This window comes from Pseudorhodoplanes sp. (assembly GCA_032027085.1).
Classification (GTDB): domain Bacteria; phylum Pseudomonadota; class Alphaproteobacteria; order Rhizobiales; family Xanthobacteraceae; genus Pseudorhodoplanes.
The window spans coordinates 3,364,593-3,378,967 of sequence record JAVSMS010000001.1 but is presented as its reverse complement, the minus strand read 5'-3'; the positions used below and the strand labels follow the sequence as shown (position 1 = coordinate 3,378,967).

General features: G+C 63.9%; 16 protein-coding genes. 1 reads left to right on the top strand and 15 read right to left on the bottom strand.

Annotation, left to right across the window (positions count from 1 at the left end):
- Nucleotides 1-11: 11 nt before the first annotated feature.
- The 15 genes from RO009_16340 to RO009_16270 all read right to left on the bottom strand — a co-directional run bounded on the left by RO009_16340 (nt 12) and on the right by RO009_16270 (nt 13,166).
- Complete coding sequence (locus RO009_16340; GenBank protein MDT3686603.1) at nt 12-1,292, bottom strand: alpha-hydroxy acid oxidase; 1,281 nt, start codon at nt 1,290-1,292, stop codon at nt 12-14.
- A gap of 26 nt (nt 1,293-1,318) precedes the next feature.
- Nucleotides 1,319-2,308 (bottom strand): thiamine-phosphate kinase, encoded by a 990-nt coding sequence (thiL, locus tag RO009_16335; protein ID MDT3686602.1) that lies wholly within the window; start codon nt 2,306-2,308, stop codon nt 1,319-1,321.
- 6 nt (nt 2,309-2,314) lie between these two features.
- A complete protein-coding gene (gene nusB, locus RO009_16330; protein ID MDT3686601.1) occupies nt 2,315-2,806 on the bottom strand; it encodes a transcription antitermination factor NusB in 492 nt (163 codons plus the stop codon).
- Complete coding sequence (ribH, locus tag RO009_16325; GenBank protein ID MDT3686600.1) at nt 2,806-3,309, bottom strand: 6,7-dimethyl-8-ribityllumazine synthase; 504 nt, start codon at nt 3,307-3,309, stop codon at nt 2,806-2,808. Before ribH ends, nusB begins: the two co-directional genes overlap by 1 nt.
- 61 nt (nt 3,310-3,370) lie before the next feature.
- Nucleotides 3,371-3,976 carry a riboflavin synthase gene (locus RO009_16320; protein MDT3686599.1) on the bottom strand — a complete coding sequence of 202 codons (606 nt, stop codon included), beginning with the start codon at nt 3,974-3,976 and terminating at the stop codon, nt 3,371-3,373.
- A gap of 9 nt (nt 3,977-3,985) precedes the next feature.
- Nucleotides 3,986-5,083 carry a bifunctional diaminohydroxyphosphoribosylaminopyrimidine deaminase/5-amino-6-(5-phosphoribosylamino)uracil reductase RibD gene (ribD, locus tag RO009_16315; protein ID MDT3686598.1) on the bottom strand — a complete coding sequence of 366 codons (1,098 nt, stop codon included), beginning with the start codon at nt 5,081-5,083 and terminating at the stop codon, nt 3,986-3,988.
- 6 nt (nt 5,084-5,089) lie between these two features.
- On the bottom strand, nt 5,090-5,572 hold the full coding sequence (gene nrdR / locus RO009_16310; GenBank protein MDT3686597.1) for a transcriptional regulator NrdR: 483 nt from the start codon (nt 5,570-5,572) through the stop codon (nt 5,090-5,092).
- A gap of 100 nt (nt 5,573-5,672) precedes the next feature.
- On the bottom strand, nt 5,673-6,983 hold the full coding sequence (gene glyA / locus RO009_16305; GenBank protein ID MDT3686596.1) for a serine hydroxymethyltransferase: 1,311 nt from the start codon (nt 6,981-6,983) through the stop codon (nt 5,673-5,675).
- Nucleotides 6,984-7,091: 108 nt separating this feature from the next.
- Nucleotides 7,092-7,289, bottom strand: coding sequence for a serine hydroxymethyltransferase (locus tag RO009_16300; GenBank protein MDT3686595.1), 198 nt, complete (start codon nt 7,287-7,289; stop codon nt 7,092-7,094).
- A gap of 13 nt (nt 7,290-7,302) precedes the next feature.
- A complete protein-coding gene (locus RO009_16295; GenBank protein MDT3686594.1) occupies nt 7,303-8,580 on the bottom strand; it encodes a L,D-transpeptidase family protein in 1,278 nt (425 codons plus the stop codon).
- Nucleotides 8,581-8,718: 138 nt separating this feature from the next.
- Nucleotides 8,719-9,234 (bottom strand): MarR family winged helix-turn-helix transcriptional regulator, encoded by a 516-nt coding sequence (locus RO009_16290; GenBank protein ID MDT3686593.1) that lies wholly within the window; start codon nt 9,232-9,234, stop codon nt 8,719-8,721.
- A 371-nt stretch (nt 9,235-9,605) separates the two neighbouring features.
- Nucleotides 9,606-10,493, bottom strand: a complete 888-nt coding sequence (gene mmsB, locus RO009_16285) for a 3-hydroxyisobutyrate dehydrogenase (protein ID MDT3686592.1) — start codon at nt 10,491-10,493, stop codon at nt 9,606-9,608.
- A 24-nt stretch (nt 10,494-10,517) separates the two neighbouring features.
- Nucleotides 10,518-10,967, bottom strand: coding sequence for a DUF6163 family protein (locus RO009_16280; GenBank protein ID MDT3686591.1), 450 nt, complete (start codon nt 10,965-10,967; stop codon nt 10,518-10,520).
- Entirely contained in the window at nt 10,964-12,025 is a 1,062-nt protein-coding gene (locus RO009_16275; protein ID MDT3686590.1) for an enoyl-CoA hydratase/isomerase family protein, read from the bottom strand. Before RO009_16275 ends, RO009_16280 begins: the two co-directional genes overlap by 4 nt.
- A 1-nt stretch (nt 12,026) precedes the next feature.
- Nucleotides 12,027-13,166, bottom strand: a complete 1,140-nt coding sequence (locus tag RO009_16270) for an isobutyryl-CoA dehydrogenase (protein MDT3686589.1) — start codon at nt 13,164-13,166, stop codon at nt 12,027-12,029.
- A gap of 104 nt (nt 13,167-13,270) precedes the next feature.
- Between RO009_16270 and hemB the strand changes: the two genes are divergently transcribed.
- Nucleotides 13,271-14,338 carry a porphobilinogen synthase gene (gene hemB, locus RO009_16265; protein MDT3686588.1) on the top strand — a complete coding sequence of 356 codons (1,068 nt, stop codon included), beginning with the start codon at nt 13,271-13,273 and terminating at the stop codon, nt 14,336-14,338.
- Nucleotides 14,339-14,375 lie beyond the last annotated feature (37 nt).

Genomic DNA, 14,375 nt, shown 5'->3' with positions numbered 1-14,375 from the left:
GGTTGGCCTTCTTAACGGCCGAATCCCACCTGCGCCAGTGGAGCCACCGCAGGCCAGACCTGCAACGCGCCGGGGTGACGGACGGTGAGCGAGGCGATGTCCTGCAGCGCATGCACGCCCGCCTGTCGCATTGCAATACGAAGCTCGTCTATCAAGAGCGAGGCGACGTAGTCTGCGCCCTCCGCGCCAAGCGCCGCGACACCATAGAGAAATGTGCGGCCCGCAAGCGCCGCGTGCGCGCCAACTGCCAGGGCGCGCATGATATCGATCCCTGATCGCACACCGCCGTCGAACAGGACTGTAGCGCGCTTTCCTATAGCCGCGGCAACCGACGGCACTGCATCGATCGCCGCCGGCGCGGCTTCGAATTGCCGGCCGCCATGGTTCGACACCTGCACGCCGTCGACGCCAAGAGACACCGCCGTCTCGGCATCGGCCGGATGCATGATGCCTTTCACGACCATCGGCCCGCGCCAGAGATCGCGATAACGCGCGACCTCATCCCAGGTGAAACCGCCCGTCAGTGCATTCTGCGCAAAATCGGCGATCTCCGCCTTGCTCGGATTGGCGCCGACATAACGGGCGAGACTTGGAAAGCTTGGGCGGCCTTGCGTCAGCAACGCCGCGAGCCAAGCCGGACACATCAACGTCTCCAGCACCATTCGTGCAGATGGACGAAACGGCAGCACCAGACGGTTGCGCAATTCGTGCGGTCGCTTGGCGCGCGTCGGCGTGTCGAGCGTGAGCACCAGAACATGTGCACCCGCCGCCTTGGCACGTTTCACCAGATCGATTCCCACGGCATGATCATTGGCGGGGAAGCGATAAAGCTGAAACCAGATCACGTCCGGCGCAAGGGCGGCGAGTTCTTCAAGTGCGACGCCGCCGACGGTACCGGCCGTATAGGGAATGCGAGACTTCTGCGCGGCACGGGCGAGATGACGTTCGGCGCCCGGCCACATCACCCCCTGCAAGCCCATCGGCGCGACGCCGACCGGCGCGGCGTAAGAACGCCCGAACAATTCGACCTCGGTCGAGACTCGTTCGCGGTCGACACCATAACGCGGCACGATCTGGATGGCGTCGAGCGCGGTTGTGTTGCGGATCACACACAGATCGCTGCCGGTGCCGCCCGCCACCGTCGCGTAGCCGAGCCGCGGCACACGCCGCTCCGCGCGCTTGCGCAAATCCTCGACGGTCGGGAAATTGCGCTTGCGCCGGGCTGCGCGCGAATGGCCGGCGACGCCCCAGGATTTCGGTTCGCTGGCTGTTTTTCCTGCATCCGGCGACATCTCATCCTTCCCCGAATTTTTTGCTTTCAGAAATGGCTGAAGGACCGACGGGCAAAGGTCAACGGGGCGCCGGTGGCATCGAGAAAGCGCGGCGGCTCCCGGCCCTCACGCACGCGGCCCACGTCCGCCACCACAATGCCGGCCTCCCCAGCCCCCGTGTTGAAGGCCTCAAGCTTGCTGTCGGGCACCGTGCAGACGATTTCGTAATCGTCGCCGCCGCCATAGATCGTGTCCCGCAAGGCGGCGTCCGCCGCGAGCGCTTTGCGGGCGCCGGAGGACAGCGGCACAGACGCCAGAGTCACCTCGGCCGACATGCCGGAGACCCGCAGCAATTTCGACAGGTCGCCGACGAACCCATCCGAGACGTCGATCGCCGCGGAGGCATGCGCGCGCACGACATCGGCGAAGGCGACGCGCGGCTGCGGCAGGCGGTAGCGCGCGAGCAGATGATCGCGCTCGTCTGCGGTGAGCGACCAGCGCGCGGCCAAAGATGCATCGCGCCGGAGCATAAGGCCGAGCGCGGCATCGCCGATGCTGCCGCTGACCAGAATATGATCGTCCGGCTGCGCGCCGCTGCGCTTCACCATGGTGCCGCGCGGCAAGGTGCCGAGCGCGAAAATGGTTACGGTGAGCGGGCCGTCGGTGCGATCGGTGTCGCCGCCGATCAGGGAGCAGCCAAATGCGTCGGCATCGTCCCTGAGTCCGCTGCAAAAGGCGGCGAGCCAGTCCTCACCTGTCTCGCGCGGCAGCGCGATCGACAGCAGGAAAGCCGCCGGCGTCGCACCCTTGGCCGCGAGATCGGAAAGATTGACGCGTAGCGTCTTGCGCGCGATCGCGTCGGGTGTCTCGCCCGCCAGCACATGCACGCCGGCGACCACCGCGTCGGTGGTGAGGACAATTTCGTGTCCCTCGGGCGGCGCGAAAACCGCAGCGTCATCTGCGAGCGACAGCGCGCCGGGATGGCTCGCCAGAGGCCGGAAGAAACGCGCGATCAGCCTGTCTTCCGCCGTTTCCATGATGCGTCAGCCGGAGGCGCGATCGAATTCCGCCGCCCGCAACTGGCGCGCCAGCGTATCGAGCACGGCATTGACCATGCCGGTCTCGTCGCGGTCGACAAAGGCGTGTGCGACGTCAACATATTCAGAGACAACGACGCGGGCGGGAATGTCCCTGCGCTGGTCGAGTTCGAAGGCGCCGGCGCGCAGCACCGCGCGCAGCAAGGCTTCCACCCGCTTGAGCGGCCAGCCGGCGCTGAGCGCGGCGTCGATCATGGGATCGAGCTTGCGCTGCTCACGCACGGTGCCGGTCACGATGTCGCGGAAGAAGGCGGCTTCGGCTGGCAGATATTGCGAGCCCTCGACCTCGCCGCCGAGCCAATGGCTTTCGAATTCGGCAAGAATCTCGTCGAGCGCAGTGGCGGCGATGTCCATCTGGTACAGCGCCTGCACGGCGGCAAGGCGCGCCGCGCCGCGCCGGTTGGCTTTGCGATCGTCGGATTTCTGCGCCCGCTTCATCACTCCGCCCGCGCTTTCGGTTTCGACAGATCGCGCTTGATCTGCAGCATGGCCAAGGCGGCGCGCGCGGCGTCCCCTCCTTTGTCGCCCTCGTCGAGTTTCGCCCGCGCCCAAGCCTGGCTTTCGGTGTTGACGGTGAGGATACCATTGCCGAGCGGAATCTGGCGCGCGACCGACAGATCCATCAACGCGCGGGCGGATTCCTGCGAGACGATCTCGAAATGAATGGTGTCGCCGCGGATGACGCAACCCAGCGCCACCACGCCGTCATATGGCGTGTTCGCCTTGGCCGCGGCGTCGAGCGCCATCGCGATGGCGGCCGGAACTTCCAGCGCCCCGGGCACGGTGATGCGATCGAAAACGGCGCCGGCTTCGGTCAGCCGCCGGGTCGCGCCAGCCAGCAACGCGTCGGCGATATCGTCGTAAAAGCGCGCCTCCACGATCAGGATGCGCGCGCCCTGCAGGCCATCGCCGTTTGTGCTGTCACCGCGCTTGCCGGCCATCACGTCACTCCACTCAGAACGCCGTCACCTACGCGTCCGTGCGGGCCAGCGCAAGCCGCTTTCATTGCGCCTGCATCAGGCGCGCAGCATAGCGCGCCATCACATCGATTTCGAGATTGAGGGCATCGCCGGCCTTGACGGCGCCAAAGGTGGTGACGGCTAGCGTATGCGGGATGATATGCACGGAGAAATCATCGCCTGACACGTCGTTTACCGTGAGCGAGACCCCATTGAGCGCCACCGAACCCTTGGCGGCGATGAAGCGCGCGATAGCCTTCGGAGCGCGCAGGACAAAGCGCGCCTGGTCGGTGAAATCCTCGCGCGACAGCACCTCGGCGAGTCCGTCGACATGGCCGCTGACGATATGGCCGCCAAGTTCGTCGCCGGCCTTGAGCGACCGTTCCAGATTGAGCTTGGTGCCGGCCTGCCAGCCGCCGGCATTGGTCAGCCGCAGCGTCTCGGCCGCGGCATCGACCGCGAAGACGCCGCGGCCGTTCTTTTCGCCGACCTCGACCACGGTCAGGCAAATGCCGGAGCAGCAGATCGAGGCGCCGAGCGCGATGGACGTCGGATCGAAACTGCAGGCGATCTCGATGCGGCTGAGCGTGTTGGCGCGCGCGGTGACACTCAAAACTTCGCCGATATCGGTCACAATGCCGGTAAACATGTTTGCCTGCTAAATCCGTTCATAGATCGTCAGCTGATCGGCGCCCAATTTTTCCTGTCCGGCAATCCTGAATTTTAGCGAGTCGGTGAGCGCGTTGAGAGACTGTCCCTCGATCGCGCCAATGGCACCGGCGCCAAGCGCTGCGGGTGAGCGGATCACAGCCGCCTCATCGATCAGCTCGGCTTTCAGGAAGGCCGCGGCAAGGAGCGGACCGGGCTCGACCAGCAGGCGCGTAATGCCTTTGCCGCCGAGAAGCGCCAGCGCCTTGCGCAGATCGAGTCCACCCTCGCCCTTGCCGCTGCGCAGAATGTCGACGCCGGCTTCCTGCAACGCCTTTTCATTTGCGGCGGGCGCATCGGGGGCGGCGATCACCCAGAGCGGCGTCTCGCGCGCGCCGGCGACCAGGGCATGTTCGGGCGGCAGCCGCAGCTTGCTGTCGAGCACGACACGCACCGGCGAACGTTTCTGCATGCCGGGCAACCGGCAGGTCAGCAGCGGATTGTCCGCCAGCGCCGTGCCAATGCCGATCAGCACGGCATCGTTCATGGCGCGCATCATGTGCACGCGCGCGCGCGCCGCTTCTCCCGAGATCTGGACCGGACGGCGCCCGGGAAGTCCGCTCTTGCCGTCGGACGACACCGCCAGTTTCAACGTCACATGCGGACGGCCGTCGCGAATTCGCCGGATATGACCGGCATGCGCGCGCCGCGCGTCCTCCTCGCAGAGGCCGGTCTCGACTTCGATACCGGCCTCACGCAAGCGCGCAAGGCCCTGCCCGACCACGTCCGGATTGGGATCTTCCAGCGCCGACACGACCCGGCCAATGCCGGCGGCGACGATGGCGTCGGCGCAGGGCGGCGTCTTGCCGTGATGCGAGCAAGGCTCGAGAGTGACGTAAAGCGTCGCGCCCTTGGCCGCGTCACCGGCCCGACGCAAGGCTTCGGTCTCGGCATGCGGGCGCCCGCCCGGTTGCGTCCAGCCGCGCCCGACAATGGCGCCGTCATTGACGATGACGGCGCCGACGGCCGGATTGGGCCAGGCATTGCCGAGACCGCGCCGGCCCAGATTCAGGGCGAGCCGCATGAAGTGTTCATCGTCGCTCGACATGACCGCCTATTTGCGCGGCGCCTGGGCCGTCCGGGCGTCATCCTCGGACAATTCGGCGACGGCAGTTTCAAAATCCTTGGGCTCGCGGAAATTGCGATAGACCGAGGCGAAGCGCACATAGGCGACGTGATCGAGCTCGCGCAGATGCTGCATCACATTCTCGCCGATGGTGTCGGAGGTGATCTCGTTCTCGCCGAGGCTTTCCAGCTCGCGCACGATCTGCGACACCACCCGTTCCACCCGCTCAGGATCGACCTGCCGCTTGCGCAACGCGATCTGGATCGAGCGCATCAGCTTGTCGCGGTCGAAGGGCACGCGCCGGCCGTTGCGCTTGATCACGACGAGCTCACGCAACTGCACACGCTCGAAGGTGGTGAAACGGAAATTGCAGGCCAGACAGACGCGGCGGCGGCGGATCGCGGATGAATCCTCGGTCGGCCGGGAATCCTTCACCTGGGTGTCGAGGCTTCCGCAATTCGGGCAGCGCATGAAACCTTTTCCTCCTGCGTCATGCCCGGCCTTGTACCGGGACTCCGCGTCTTCGCGACCAAGAAGACGTGGATGGCCGGCACAGACCGGCCATGACGGACTACGATTGATAAATCGGAAATCGTTCGACCAGCTTCTTCACCTGCTCGCGCACCTTGCTCTCGACCAGCGAATCCTCTTCCACCTGTTTCTGCGAGAGGATATCGAGCACTTCGCAGATCATCTCGCCGACCTGGCGGAATTCAGCGATGCCGAAGCCGCGCGTGGTGCCGGCCGGCGTTCCCAGTCGTACGCCCGATGTGATCGTCGGCTTTTCCGGATCGAAGGGAATTCCGTTCTTGTTGCAGGTGATATGGGCGCGGCCGAGCGCGCTTTCCGACACCTTGCCGGTCAGGCGCTTGGGCCGCAGATCGACCAGCATCAGATGCGTGTCGGTGCCGCCGGAGACGATATCGAAGCCGCGCGACTTCAGTGTTTCCGACAGCGCCTTGGCGTTTTCCACCACGTTCCTTGCATAGACCTTGAACGAGGGCTGCAAGGCTTCCTTGAACGCGACCGCCTTGGCGGCGATGACATGCATCAGCGGGCCGCCTTGCGTGCCGGGGAACACGGCCGAGTTGATCTTTTTCGTCAGTTCCTCGTCGTCGGTGAGAATGACCCCGCCGCGCGGGCCGCGCAGGGTCTTGTGCGTGGTGGTGCTCACGACATGCGCATGCGGAAACGGCGACGGATGCGCGCCGCCTGCGACCAGGCCGGCAAAATGCGCCATGTCGACGAACAGAAAGGCACCAACTTCATCGGCGATCTCGCGAAAGCGCCGGAAATCAATGATGCGCGGATAGGCCGAACCGCCGGCGATGATGACCTTCGGCTTGTGCTGGCGGGCGAGAGAGGCGACTTCATCCATGTCGATGCGATGGTCGTCGCGGCGCACGCCATACGGCACGGGATTGAACCACTTGCCCGACATGTTGAGCTTCATGCCGTGGCTGAGATGCCCGCCGGCAGCGAGGTTGAGGCCAAGGAAGGTATCACCCGGGTTCATCAGCGCCATGAACACGGCGACGTTGGCGGACGCGCCGGAATGCGGCTGCACATTGGCGAAGCGGCAGCCGAACAATCTGGTGACACGGTCGATGGCGAGCTGTTCGGCAACGTCCACGAACTGGCAGCCGCCGTAATAACGTTTGCCCGGAAGCCCCTCCGCATACTTGTTGGTCAGCACCGAGCCCTGTGCTTCCAGCACCGCGCGGCTGACGATGTTTTCCGACGCGATCAACTCGATTTCGTCGCGCTGCCGGCCGAGTTCGCCGCGGATCGCGGCGGCGATTTCCGGATCGGTTTCCGCCAAGGTTGCTGTGAACAGATTGGACGCTGACGTGCCGGCCGGGGATCGGTCGGATGCTGACATGGAATGCTCCTGAATGCCCGGAATGTCTGTAAAGGCCGGACGCAGGGCCTAGCATATCGGCAAAAAACGGCCAAGACTTGAGGTCGGTCAGGTGGAAAGCCGCAATATCTAGCGACCTAAAGCCGCCAGCCGGACTTTCAGCTTGTTCAGGGCCAGCCGCTGCAGGTCGTTGCGGGAGGCGGTGGCCGGGCCCATCACCGTGACTTCGGTCCCGGTCGCGGCATCGATCGCCGCGACCCGGACCGTCGTCCCGACCTGCCTGAACTCGAAGAGGACTTCACGCGCCTCGTCGTCCTGTGCGCTCATATCCGTCCGGGATCTATTCGCGGCTGATGGTGGCGATGTGCCCCAGTCCGTCGCGATTATAAATATCGTCGCGAAATTGCACCACGCCGTCGGGCGTCGCCCAGGCGGTGACATAAACCCAATAGAGCGGCAGGGGCTTGGCGATGCGCGCATCGCGCCGCTCGCCGGAGCGGATGACCAGGTCGATCTCCTGCCGCGACCAGCCGGAGGTGTCGCTCAATAGCCAGGTGACCAACTCGCGCACATTCTGCACGCGCACGCAGCCGGACGAATGGAAACGGAAATCCTCGCCGAACAGATTCTTCGAGGGCGTGTCATGCATGTACACGCCATGCGCGCTCGGAAAATTGATGCGGATCGATCCGAGCGAATTGAACTCGCCGGGATCCTGCTTGAACATGTAATTGACGGCTTCGTCCGAATACCAGTTGATCTGGTGCGCCTGCAATTGGTTGCCGCGCTGATCAAAGATGCGGATATGCTGCTTGTCGAGATAATCCGGCTCCGCCTGCATCCGCGGGATCAAATCCTTGCGCACGATCGAGACCGGCACGGTCCAGTAAGGATTGAAATTGATTTCGACGATGCGACTCTGAATGTCCGGCGACGGGCGGTCTGGCTTGCCGACAACCGCGGTATGTCGGGTGACGGCGACGCCGTTCTCGATCGCTTCGATTTCCGCCGCCGGGATGTTGCACATCACAAAGCGGTTGCCGAGATTGCCGGAGAAACTGCGCAGGCGGATCAAATTGGTCTTGAGCTGATTGAGCCGCACCTCGGCCGGCACATTCAGGGCGTTGAAGGTCTGCTCGCGCACGATGCCGTCGACCGTCATGCCATGCCGCGCCTGGAAGCGCTTGACCCCGGCCTCGACATAGGAATCGAACACGTCGCTGACGCCGTTGTTGTGGTCGAGATCGCCGCCGACGATCAGCCGTTCGCGCAGCTTGACGACAGACTTGTGCCTGTTGCCGAGCCGCAGCCGGTCTGTCGGCTGCACGACGGCCCAGCCGCCGCGCGCGACGATGGCCTCATAGCGGGGAATGGCCTTCTCGGTGGTCTGGACGGTCTGCGGTGACAGCGTGGCCAGCGAGGCCTTGGGCATCTTTACGCTGCGCAGCCCGGCGTCGAAGCCCAGCCCGAAGCCGCCGCGCTGGTTCTGGTCGATCAGCGCCTGCAGGGTGGCGTCCTGCGCAAATGCAGGGCCCATGGCCATGGTGCCGCCGAGCGAGGCGATGCCGCGCAGCAGCCGCCTGCGGTTCAGCCATGTGTCCTGCCCGCCGTCTCGCATCCGAAATCCCCATTCCGCCCAGCGGGAGCACAGAAAGGCAACCGGTCTGGCGATTTTGTGACTGCGGCAAAAATGAAGGCCCCGGCGGAGTCCAAAAGGACCCGCCGAGGCAAGAAGAAAGGCTTCGCTTCGAATGTCTTACAGCCGGTAGAGGATCTGGTCGGTCCAGAACCGCTCGAGGCGGTGCAGCGACTTGTTCAGCGTCGAGAACTCGTCGCAGCTAATGCCGCCGACCTGCTCCACGGTGCGCACATGTTTCTGATACAGCGCCTCGACGATGTCGCGTACCTCGCGGCCCTTGTCGGTCAGCTTGATGCGCACCGACCGGCGATCGACGCGCGAGCGCTGATGATCGAGGAATCCCATCTCGACAAGCTTCTTCAGATTGTAGGAGACGTTGGAGCCGAGATAATAGCCGCGCGTGCGCAGTTCGCCCGCAGTCAGCTCCTTGTCGCCGATATTGTAGAGCAGCAAGGCCTGCACCGAATTGATGTCGGCGCGCCCGCGGCGATCGAATTCGTCCTTGATGACGTCGAGCAGACGGCGATGCAGACGCTCGACCAGCGTCAGAGCCTCCAGATAAAGCGGCCTGACATGGTCGAAACGCTGAGCACCCGGCACAGACGGCTCGACCGTTTTTGCAACGGCTTTCATGTGACGCCTTCCTTCGTAGTTCTTTGTCGTTTTGGACGGGGGCCCTGTTTCCCCTCGTTAGTGGTCCGACGATACGAAGCCCGGCTGAAGAACGGATTAAATTCTAGAATAAAGATTAGGTTTATTTGGGATAGTGAATGGAAGATGCATCGCGCGCAGTTGAATGGATGCGGTTAGCCCGTGTTTACCATGCGCGGTGTGCGCCTCGAATATCCGCGCTTTCTGCGCTTTCGCAGATTGTTCCCGCCCGTCACAAACGACGACGGAATTTCAAATTGTTCAGATCGCGTCAACCGCGCGCTAACCACGCGGAATTCCGGTAACCATTTCGACTTGCGCGCTAGACAACCGACGATGAACAAGCGCTCGTTTCAATTGTCGCGCAGGAACTGGATGACGCCGGAAAAGTCTCGGCCGCCCTCCCCGCTGTCGACATAGGCGCTGTAGATCGCCGCAGCTCCCGCGCCCAGCGGCGTGCGCGCTTCGACGGCCTGTGCTGCTTCCTTCGCCAGACGCAAATCCTTCAGCATCATGTTGGCGGTGAAGCCGGCCTGATAATCGCGATTGGCGGGCGATGTCGGAACAGGGCCCGGCACCGGGCAATAGGTGGTCATCGACCAGCATTGTCCCGAGGACTTCGAGGAAATGTCGAACAGCTTCTGCGCGTCGAGACCGAGTTTTTCCGCCAGTACGAAGGCTTCCGACACGGCGATCATCGACACGCCGAGGATCATGTTGTTGCAGATCTTTGCGGCCTGACCGTTGCCGGGTCCGCCGGCATGCACGATGGTCTTTCCCATGGCTTCCAGGATTGGCTTCGCCTTTTCGAACGCCGCCTCGCTGCCGCCGACCATGAAGGTGAGCGTGGCCCCCTGGGCGCCGCCGACGCCGCCGGAGACCGGCGCGTCGATCATGAAATGACCTCTGGCGTCCGCCGAGGCCGCCGCGTCGCGCGCGGTGGCGACATCGATGGTCGAACAATCGATCAGCAGCGTGCCTGGATTGGCGCTGTCGATGATGCCGCCCGGCTCAAGATAGAGCTCCCTCACCTCTTTGCCCGAAGGCAGCATGGTGATGACGACTTCGGCGCGCGAGGCGGCGATCTTCGCGCTTTCCATCGAAGCGCCGCCGGCCGCGACGAGTTTCTCGACCGCCTCGCGATTCAGATCGAAGCCTTCAACCTGATGGCCGGCCTTGAGCAAATTCATCGCCATCGGCAGACCCATATTGCCGAGTCCAATGAATGCGATCCGCGCCATGTCAGCCTCCCGAGTTATTCATGTTCAGTGCGGATGTTCCCGCGCCGATTGCATCGCCAGCACCAGATAGCAGCACAACAAGGCAAGCTCGACCGCAACGACAATGACGGAGCCGCCGTAAATCTGCGGAAAGAATGCCTCCACCGCCGCCATCGAGACCGCCGCCGTGAGCCACACCACCGCGCCCCAGACCGCGGCGAGCCAAAGCCCGACCGCGGCGACAAGATCGATGATGGCAAAATACACCGTCGCCGTCTGCCAGGGCACCGGGTTGGCGGTGAACTGGGTGTCGGGCCCCTCGCCGATCCCCAATACCACCGACCAGTGAAACAGGCCCTTGATCATCGACAGCACCGCCATCACCCGCAGAAACAGGATAAGCCGCCGTGTCCACGGCCCCTGCTGCGCCGCATCCTTGCGTGTGCGCACCGGCTCGATGCTCTGGGTCTGCGCGGTGGTGATCGGATCGATCATCCGAGCACCAGTTCGCCATCGGCCAGCGGCGCAAAATGACGGGCAACGTCGGCGTCCGACACGTCGCCGAGCGCACCCGGCCGCCAGACCGGCTTGTTGTCCTTGTCGACAATCACCGCGCGCACGCCTTCATAGAGATCATGGCCGTAGAGAATGCGGGACACGATGCGAAATTCAATAGCCATGCACTCCTCAAACGGCTTCGTCCTGCCGAGCCGCATCTGCGCCAGCGCGATCTTCAGACTCGTCGGCGACTTGGAGCGCATCGCGCGGGTGGTGTCCGCCGCCCAGCCCGCGTCGCCGGACCCCGACATCGCCTCCTTGTCCAAGCCCGCGAGTATGTCTTCAACATGGTCATAGGAGAAAAGCCGGTCGATGACACGCCGCCGGGGCATGATTTCGCCCTCCCCCGCTCTCGTCATAAAGGATGAGAGCACGGCGTTGACCGGATCGGCGCCGCAGAGCGACTCAAGAAGACCAGCAAAGTGATGTGAATTGACGTGGTGCGTGGCGGCGCCGCTGAGGACAGCGTCCGAGACATGGAGGCGGTTGGCGGTCAGCGCGCACCAGGTGCCGATCTCGCCGGGCAGCCGCGGCAGCGCGTAGGTTGCGCCGACATCGGGAAAGAAGCCGATGCCGACTTCGGGCATGCCGAAGCCATAGCGGTCGCCCGCCACGCGATGCGAGCCGTGGAGGGAAATGCCGACGCCGCCGCCCATGACGATGCCGTCGATCAGCGACACATAAGGCTTGGGATAGCGCTTGATGTAGGCGTTGAGGGCATATTCCTCGCGGAAGAATTGCAGCGCTTCTTTCTGCTTGCCGGCGCGGCCGAGATCATAGAGCGCACGGATGTCGCCGCCGGCACAGAAAGCGCGCTCGCCATTGGCGGTGACGATCACGCGGCTCACGGCGTCATCCACCGCCCAGGTCTTCAGTTGCGCGTGCAGCGCGCGCACCATGTCATGCGTCAGCGCATTCAGCGCCTTCGGCCGGTTGAGAATGACAAGGCCCGCGCTGCCGCGGCGCTCGAACAGGATGTCGTCGGATGGATTCAATTCAATTCCCCAAGAGATCGCGGCTGACGATCAGCCGCATGATTTCGTTGGTGCCTTCAAGAATTTGATGCACGCGCACGTCGCGCAGCACGCGCTCGATGGGGTGATCGCGCAGATAGCCGTAGCCGCCGTGCAGTTGCAGGCAGCCGTTGACGGTCTCGAAGCCGATGTCGGTCGCGAAGCGCTTGGCCATGGCCGCGAGGCGCGTCGCGCCCGGTTCACCGGCACTCACGGCATGCGCGGCGCGGTGCACCATCAGCCGTGCGGCTTCGAGCTCGGTGGCATAGTCGGCGATGCGAAAACGCAGCGCCTGAAAATCGGAAAGGCGAGAACCAAACTGCTTACGCTCGCGCATGTAGTCAAGCGTACGGTCGAGGCAGAATTGAGCCCCGCCAAGTGAGCAGGCGGCGATGTTGAGCCGACCGCCGTCAAGCCCCATCATCGCAATCTTGAAGCCGTCCCCTTCCTTGCCGACGAGATTTTCAACCGGGACGCGGCAATTCTCGAAAATGACAGCCGCCGTGGGTTGCGACTTCCAGCCAAGCTTCTTCTCCTGCGCGCCGAAGGAAAGCCCCGGCGTGTCTTTTTCGACGACAATGCAGGAAATGCCTTTCGGCCCGGCGCCGCCGGTGCGCACCATGCAGACATAGATGTCGGAGACACCGCCGCCGGAAATGAAAGCCTTGGCACCGTCGAGCACATAATGGTCGCCGTCGCGCCGCGCACGCGTTGACAGGTTTGCTGCGTCCGAACCGGCGCCCGGCTCGGTCAGGCAATAGCTCGCGAAATGCTCCATGCTGCAGAGCTTGGGCAAAAACCGCTTGCGCTGCGCTTCGCCGCCAAAAGCGTCAATCATCCAGGCCGCCATATTGTGAATGGAGATATAGGCGGCGGTCGAGGTGCAGCCCTGCGCCAGTTCCTCGAAGATAATGGTGGCGTCGAGCCGCGATAGATCGGAACCGCCGACATCGTCCTTCACGTAAATACCGCCAAAGCCGAGCGCGGCAGCCTGGCGCAGCGTCTCAACCGGAAACACCTCGCCCTCGTCCCAGTCCCGGGCATGGGGCATCATTTCGTCGCGGGCGAATTGCCGCGCGGTGGCCTGAAAGGCGCGCTGGTCGTCCGACAGCTCAAAGTCCATATCTGAAGCGATAAGTGGGCCGTTTACCCCAGTCAATCGGCCTCGCCGCGGGACCGTGGCAGTCTCCTCATGAAAGGGATAAAAGACTGAAAACGGAGCCCGCCATGGCCATCAAATTCGGCCGTCCCCTTGAAAGAAAAACCCGCGTCGTGCCGGTCGAGCCCGATGCCGCCCGCGCCACTGAACCCCTCGATCTGCCGGTGCGGCCGCGCCGCCTGCGGCGGGCCGAGTGGCTGCGCCGCATGGTGCGCGAAAATGTGCTCACTACCGACGACCTGATCTGGCCGGTCTTTGTCGTGGACGGGCAAAAAGCGCGCACGCCGATCGAGTCGATGCCGGGCGTGGAACGACTGTCGATCGACGAAATCCTCCGCGCCGCTGAACAGGCGATGACGCTGTCGATCCCCTGCCTTGCGCTCTTTCCCTATACGGACCCAAAGCTGCGCGACGAATTCGGCTCCGAGGCGACCAATCCCGACAATCTGGTCTGCCGGACGCTGCGCGCACTCAAAAATGAATTTCCCGATCTCGGCGTGCTCTGCGACGTCGCGCTCGATCCATTCACCAGCCATGGCCATGACGGGTTGATCCGCGACGGCGTGATCCTCAACGATGAAACGGTCGAAGTGCTGGTGCAGCAATCTCTGGTGCAGGCGGAGGCCGGCTGCGACATCATCGCGCCGTCCGACATGATGGACGGACGCGTTGGCGCCATTCGCGCAGCGCTCGATGCCGCCGGCCACACCGACGTTGCGATCATGGCCTATGCGTCGAAATATGCGTCGGCCTTCTATGGTCCGTTCCGCGACGCGGTCGGCTCATCGAAGACGCTGACCGGCGACAAGCGCACCTACCAGATGGATTATGCCAATTCTGACGAGGCGCTGCGCGAGGTCAGCCTCGACATCGAGGAAGGCGCGGACATGGTGATGGTAAAGCCCGGCCTGCCCTATCTCGACATCGTGCGGCGAGTGAAGGACACCTTCGGCATGCCGACCTTCGCGTATCAGGTGTCGGGCGAATACGCGATGATCATGGCGGCGGCACAGAACGGCTGGCTCGACGGCGAGCGTGCGATGATCGAGAGCCTGATCGCCTTCAAGCGCGCCGGCTGCGACGGTGTGCTCACGTATTTTGCGCCGAGGGCGGCGGAGAAGCTGAAACAAGCTTAGCGGCGCCAACCTCTCCCCGCACGCGGGGAGAGGTGGC

Coding starts and splice junctions, on each gene's coding strand:
- ribD (MDT3686598.1), bottom strand. CDS start 5,083: ATGTCGAGCGACGATGAACACTTCATGCGGCTCGCCCTGAATCTGGGC.
- thiL (MDT3686602.1), bottom strand. CDS start 2,308: ATGGAAACGGCGGAAGACAGGCTGATCGCGCGTTTCTTCCGGCCTCTG.
- glyA (MDT3686596.1), bottom strand. CDS start 6,983: ATGTCAGCATCCGACCGATCCCCGGCCGGCACGTCAGCGTCCAATCTG.
- RO009_16320 (MDT3686599.1), bottom strand. CDS start 3,976: ATGTTTACCGGCATTGTGACCGATATCGGCGAAGTTTTGAGTGTCACC.
- nrdR (MDT3686597.1), bottom strand. CDS start 5,572: ATGCGCTGCCCGAATTGCGGAAGCCTCGACACCCAGGTGAAGGATTCC.
- RO009_16295 (MDT3686594.1), bottom strand. CDS start 8,580: ATGCGAGACGGCGGGCAGGACACATGGCTGAACCGCAGGCGGCTGCTG.
- RO009_16340 (MDT3686603.1), bottom strand. CDS start 1,292: ATGTCGCCGGATGCAGGAAAAACAGCCAGCGAACCGAAATCCTGGGGC.
- mmsB (MDT3686592.1), bottom strand. CDS start 10,493: ATGGCGCGGATCGCATTCATTGGACTCGGCAATATGGGTCTGCCGATG.
- RO009_16280 (MDT3686591.1), bottom strand. CDS start 10,967: ATGATCGATCCGATCACCACCGCGCAGACCCAGAGCATCGAGCCGGTG.
- hemB (MDT3686588.1), top strand. CDS start 13,271: ATGGCCATCAAATTCGGCCGTCCCCTTGAAAGAAAAACCCGCGTCGTG.
- RO009_16290 (MDT3686593.1), bottom strand. CDS start 9,234: ATGAAAGCCGTTGCAAAAACGGTCGAGCCGTCTGTGCCGGGTGCTCAG.
- nusB (MDT3686601.1), bottom strand. CDS start 2,806: ATGAAGCGGGCGCAGAAATCCGACGATCGCAAAGCCAACCGGCGCGGC.
- RO009_16270 (MDT3686589.1), bottom strand. CDS start 13,166: ATGGACTTTGAGCTGTCGGACGACCAGCGCGCCTTTCAGGCCACCGCG.
- ribH (MDT3686600.1), bottom strand. CDS start 3,309: ATGGCCGGCAAGCGCGGTGACAGCACAAACGGCGATGGCCTGCAGGGC.
- RO009_16300 (MDT3686595.1), bottom strand. CDS start 7,289: ATGAGCGCACAGGACGACGAGGCGCGTGAAGTCCTCTTCGAGTTCAGG.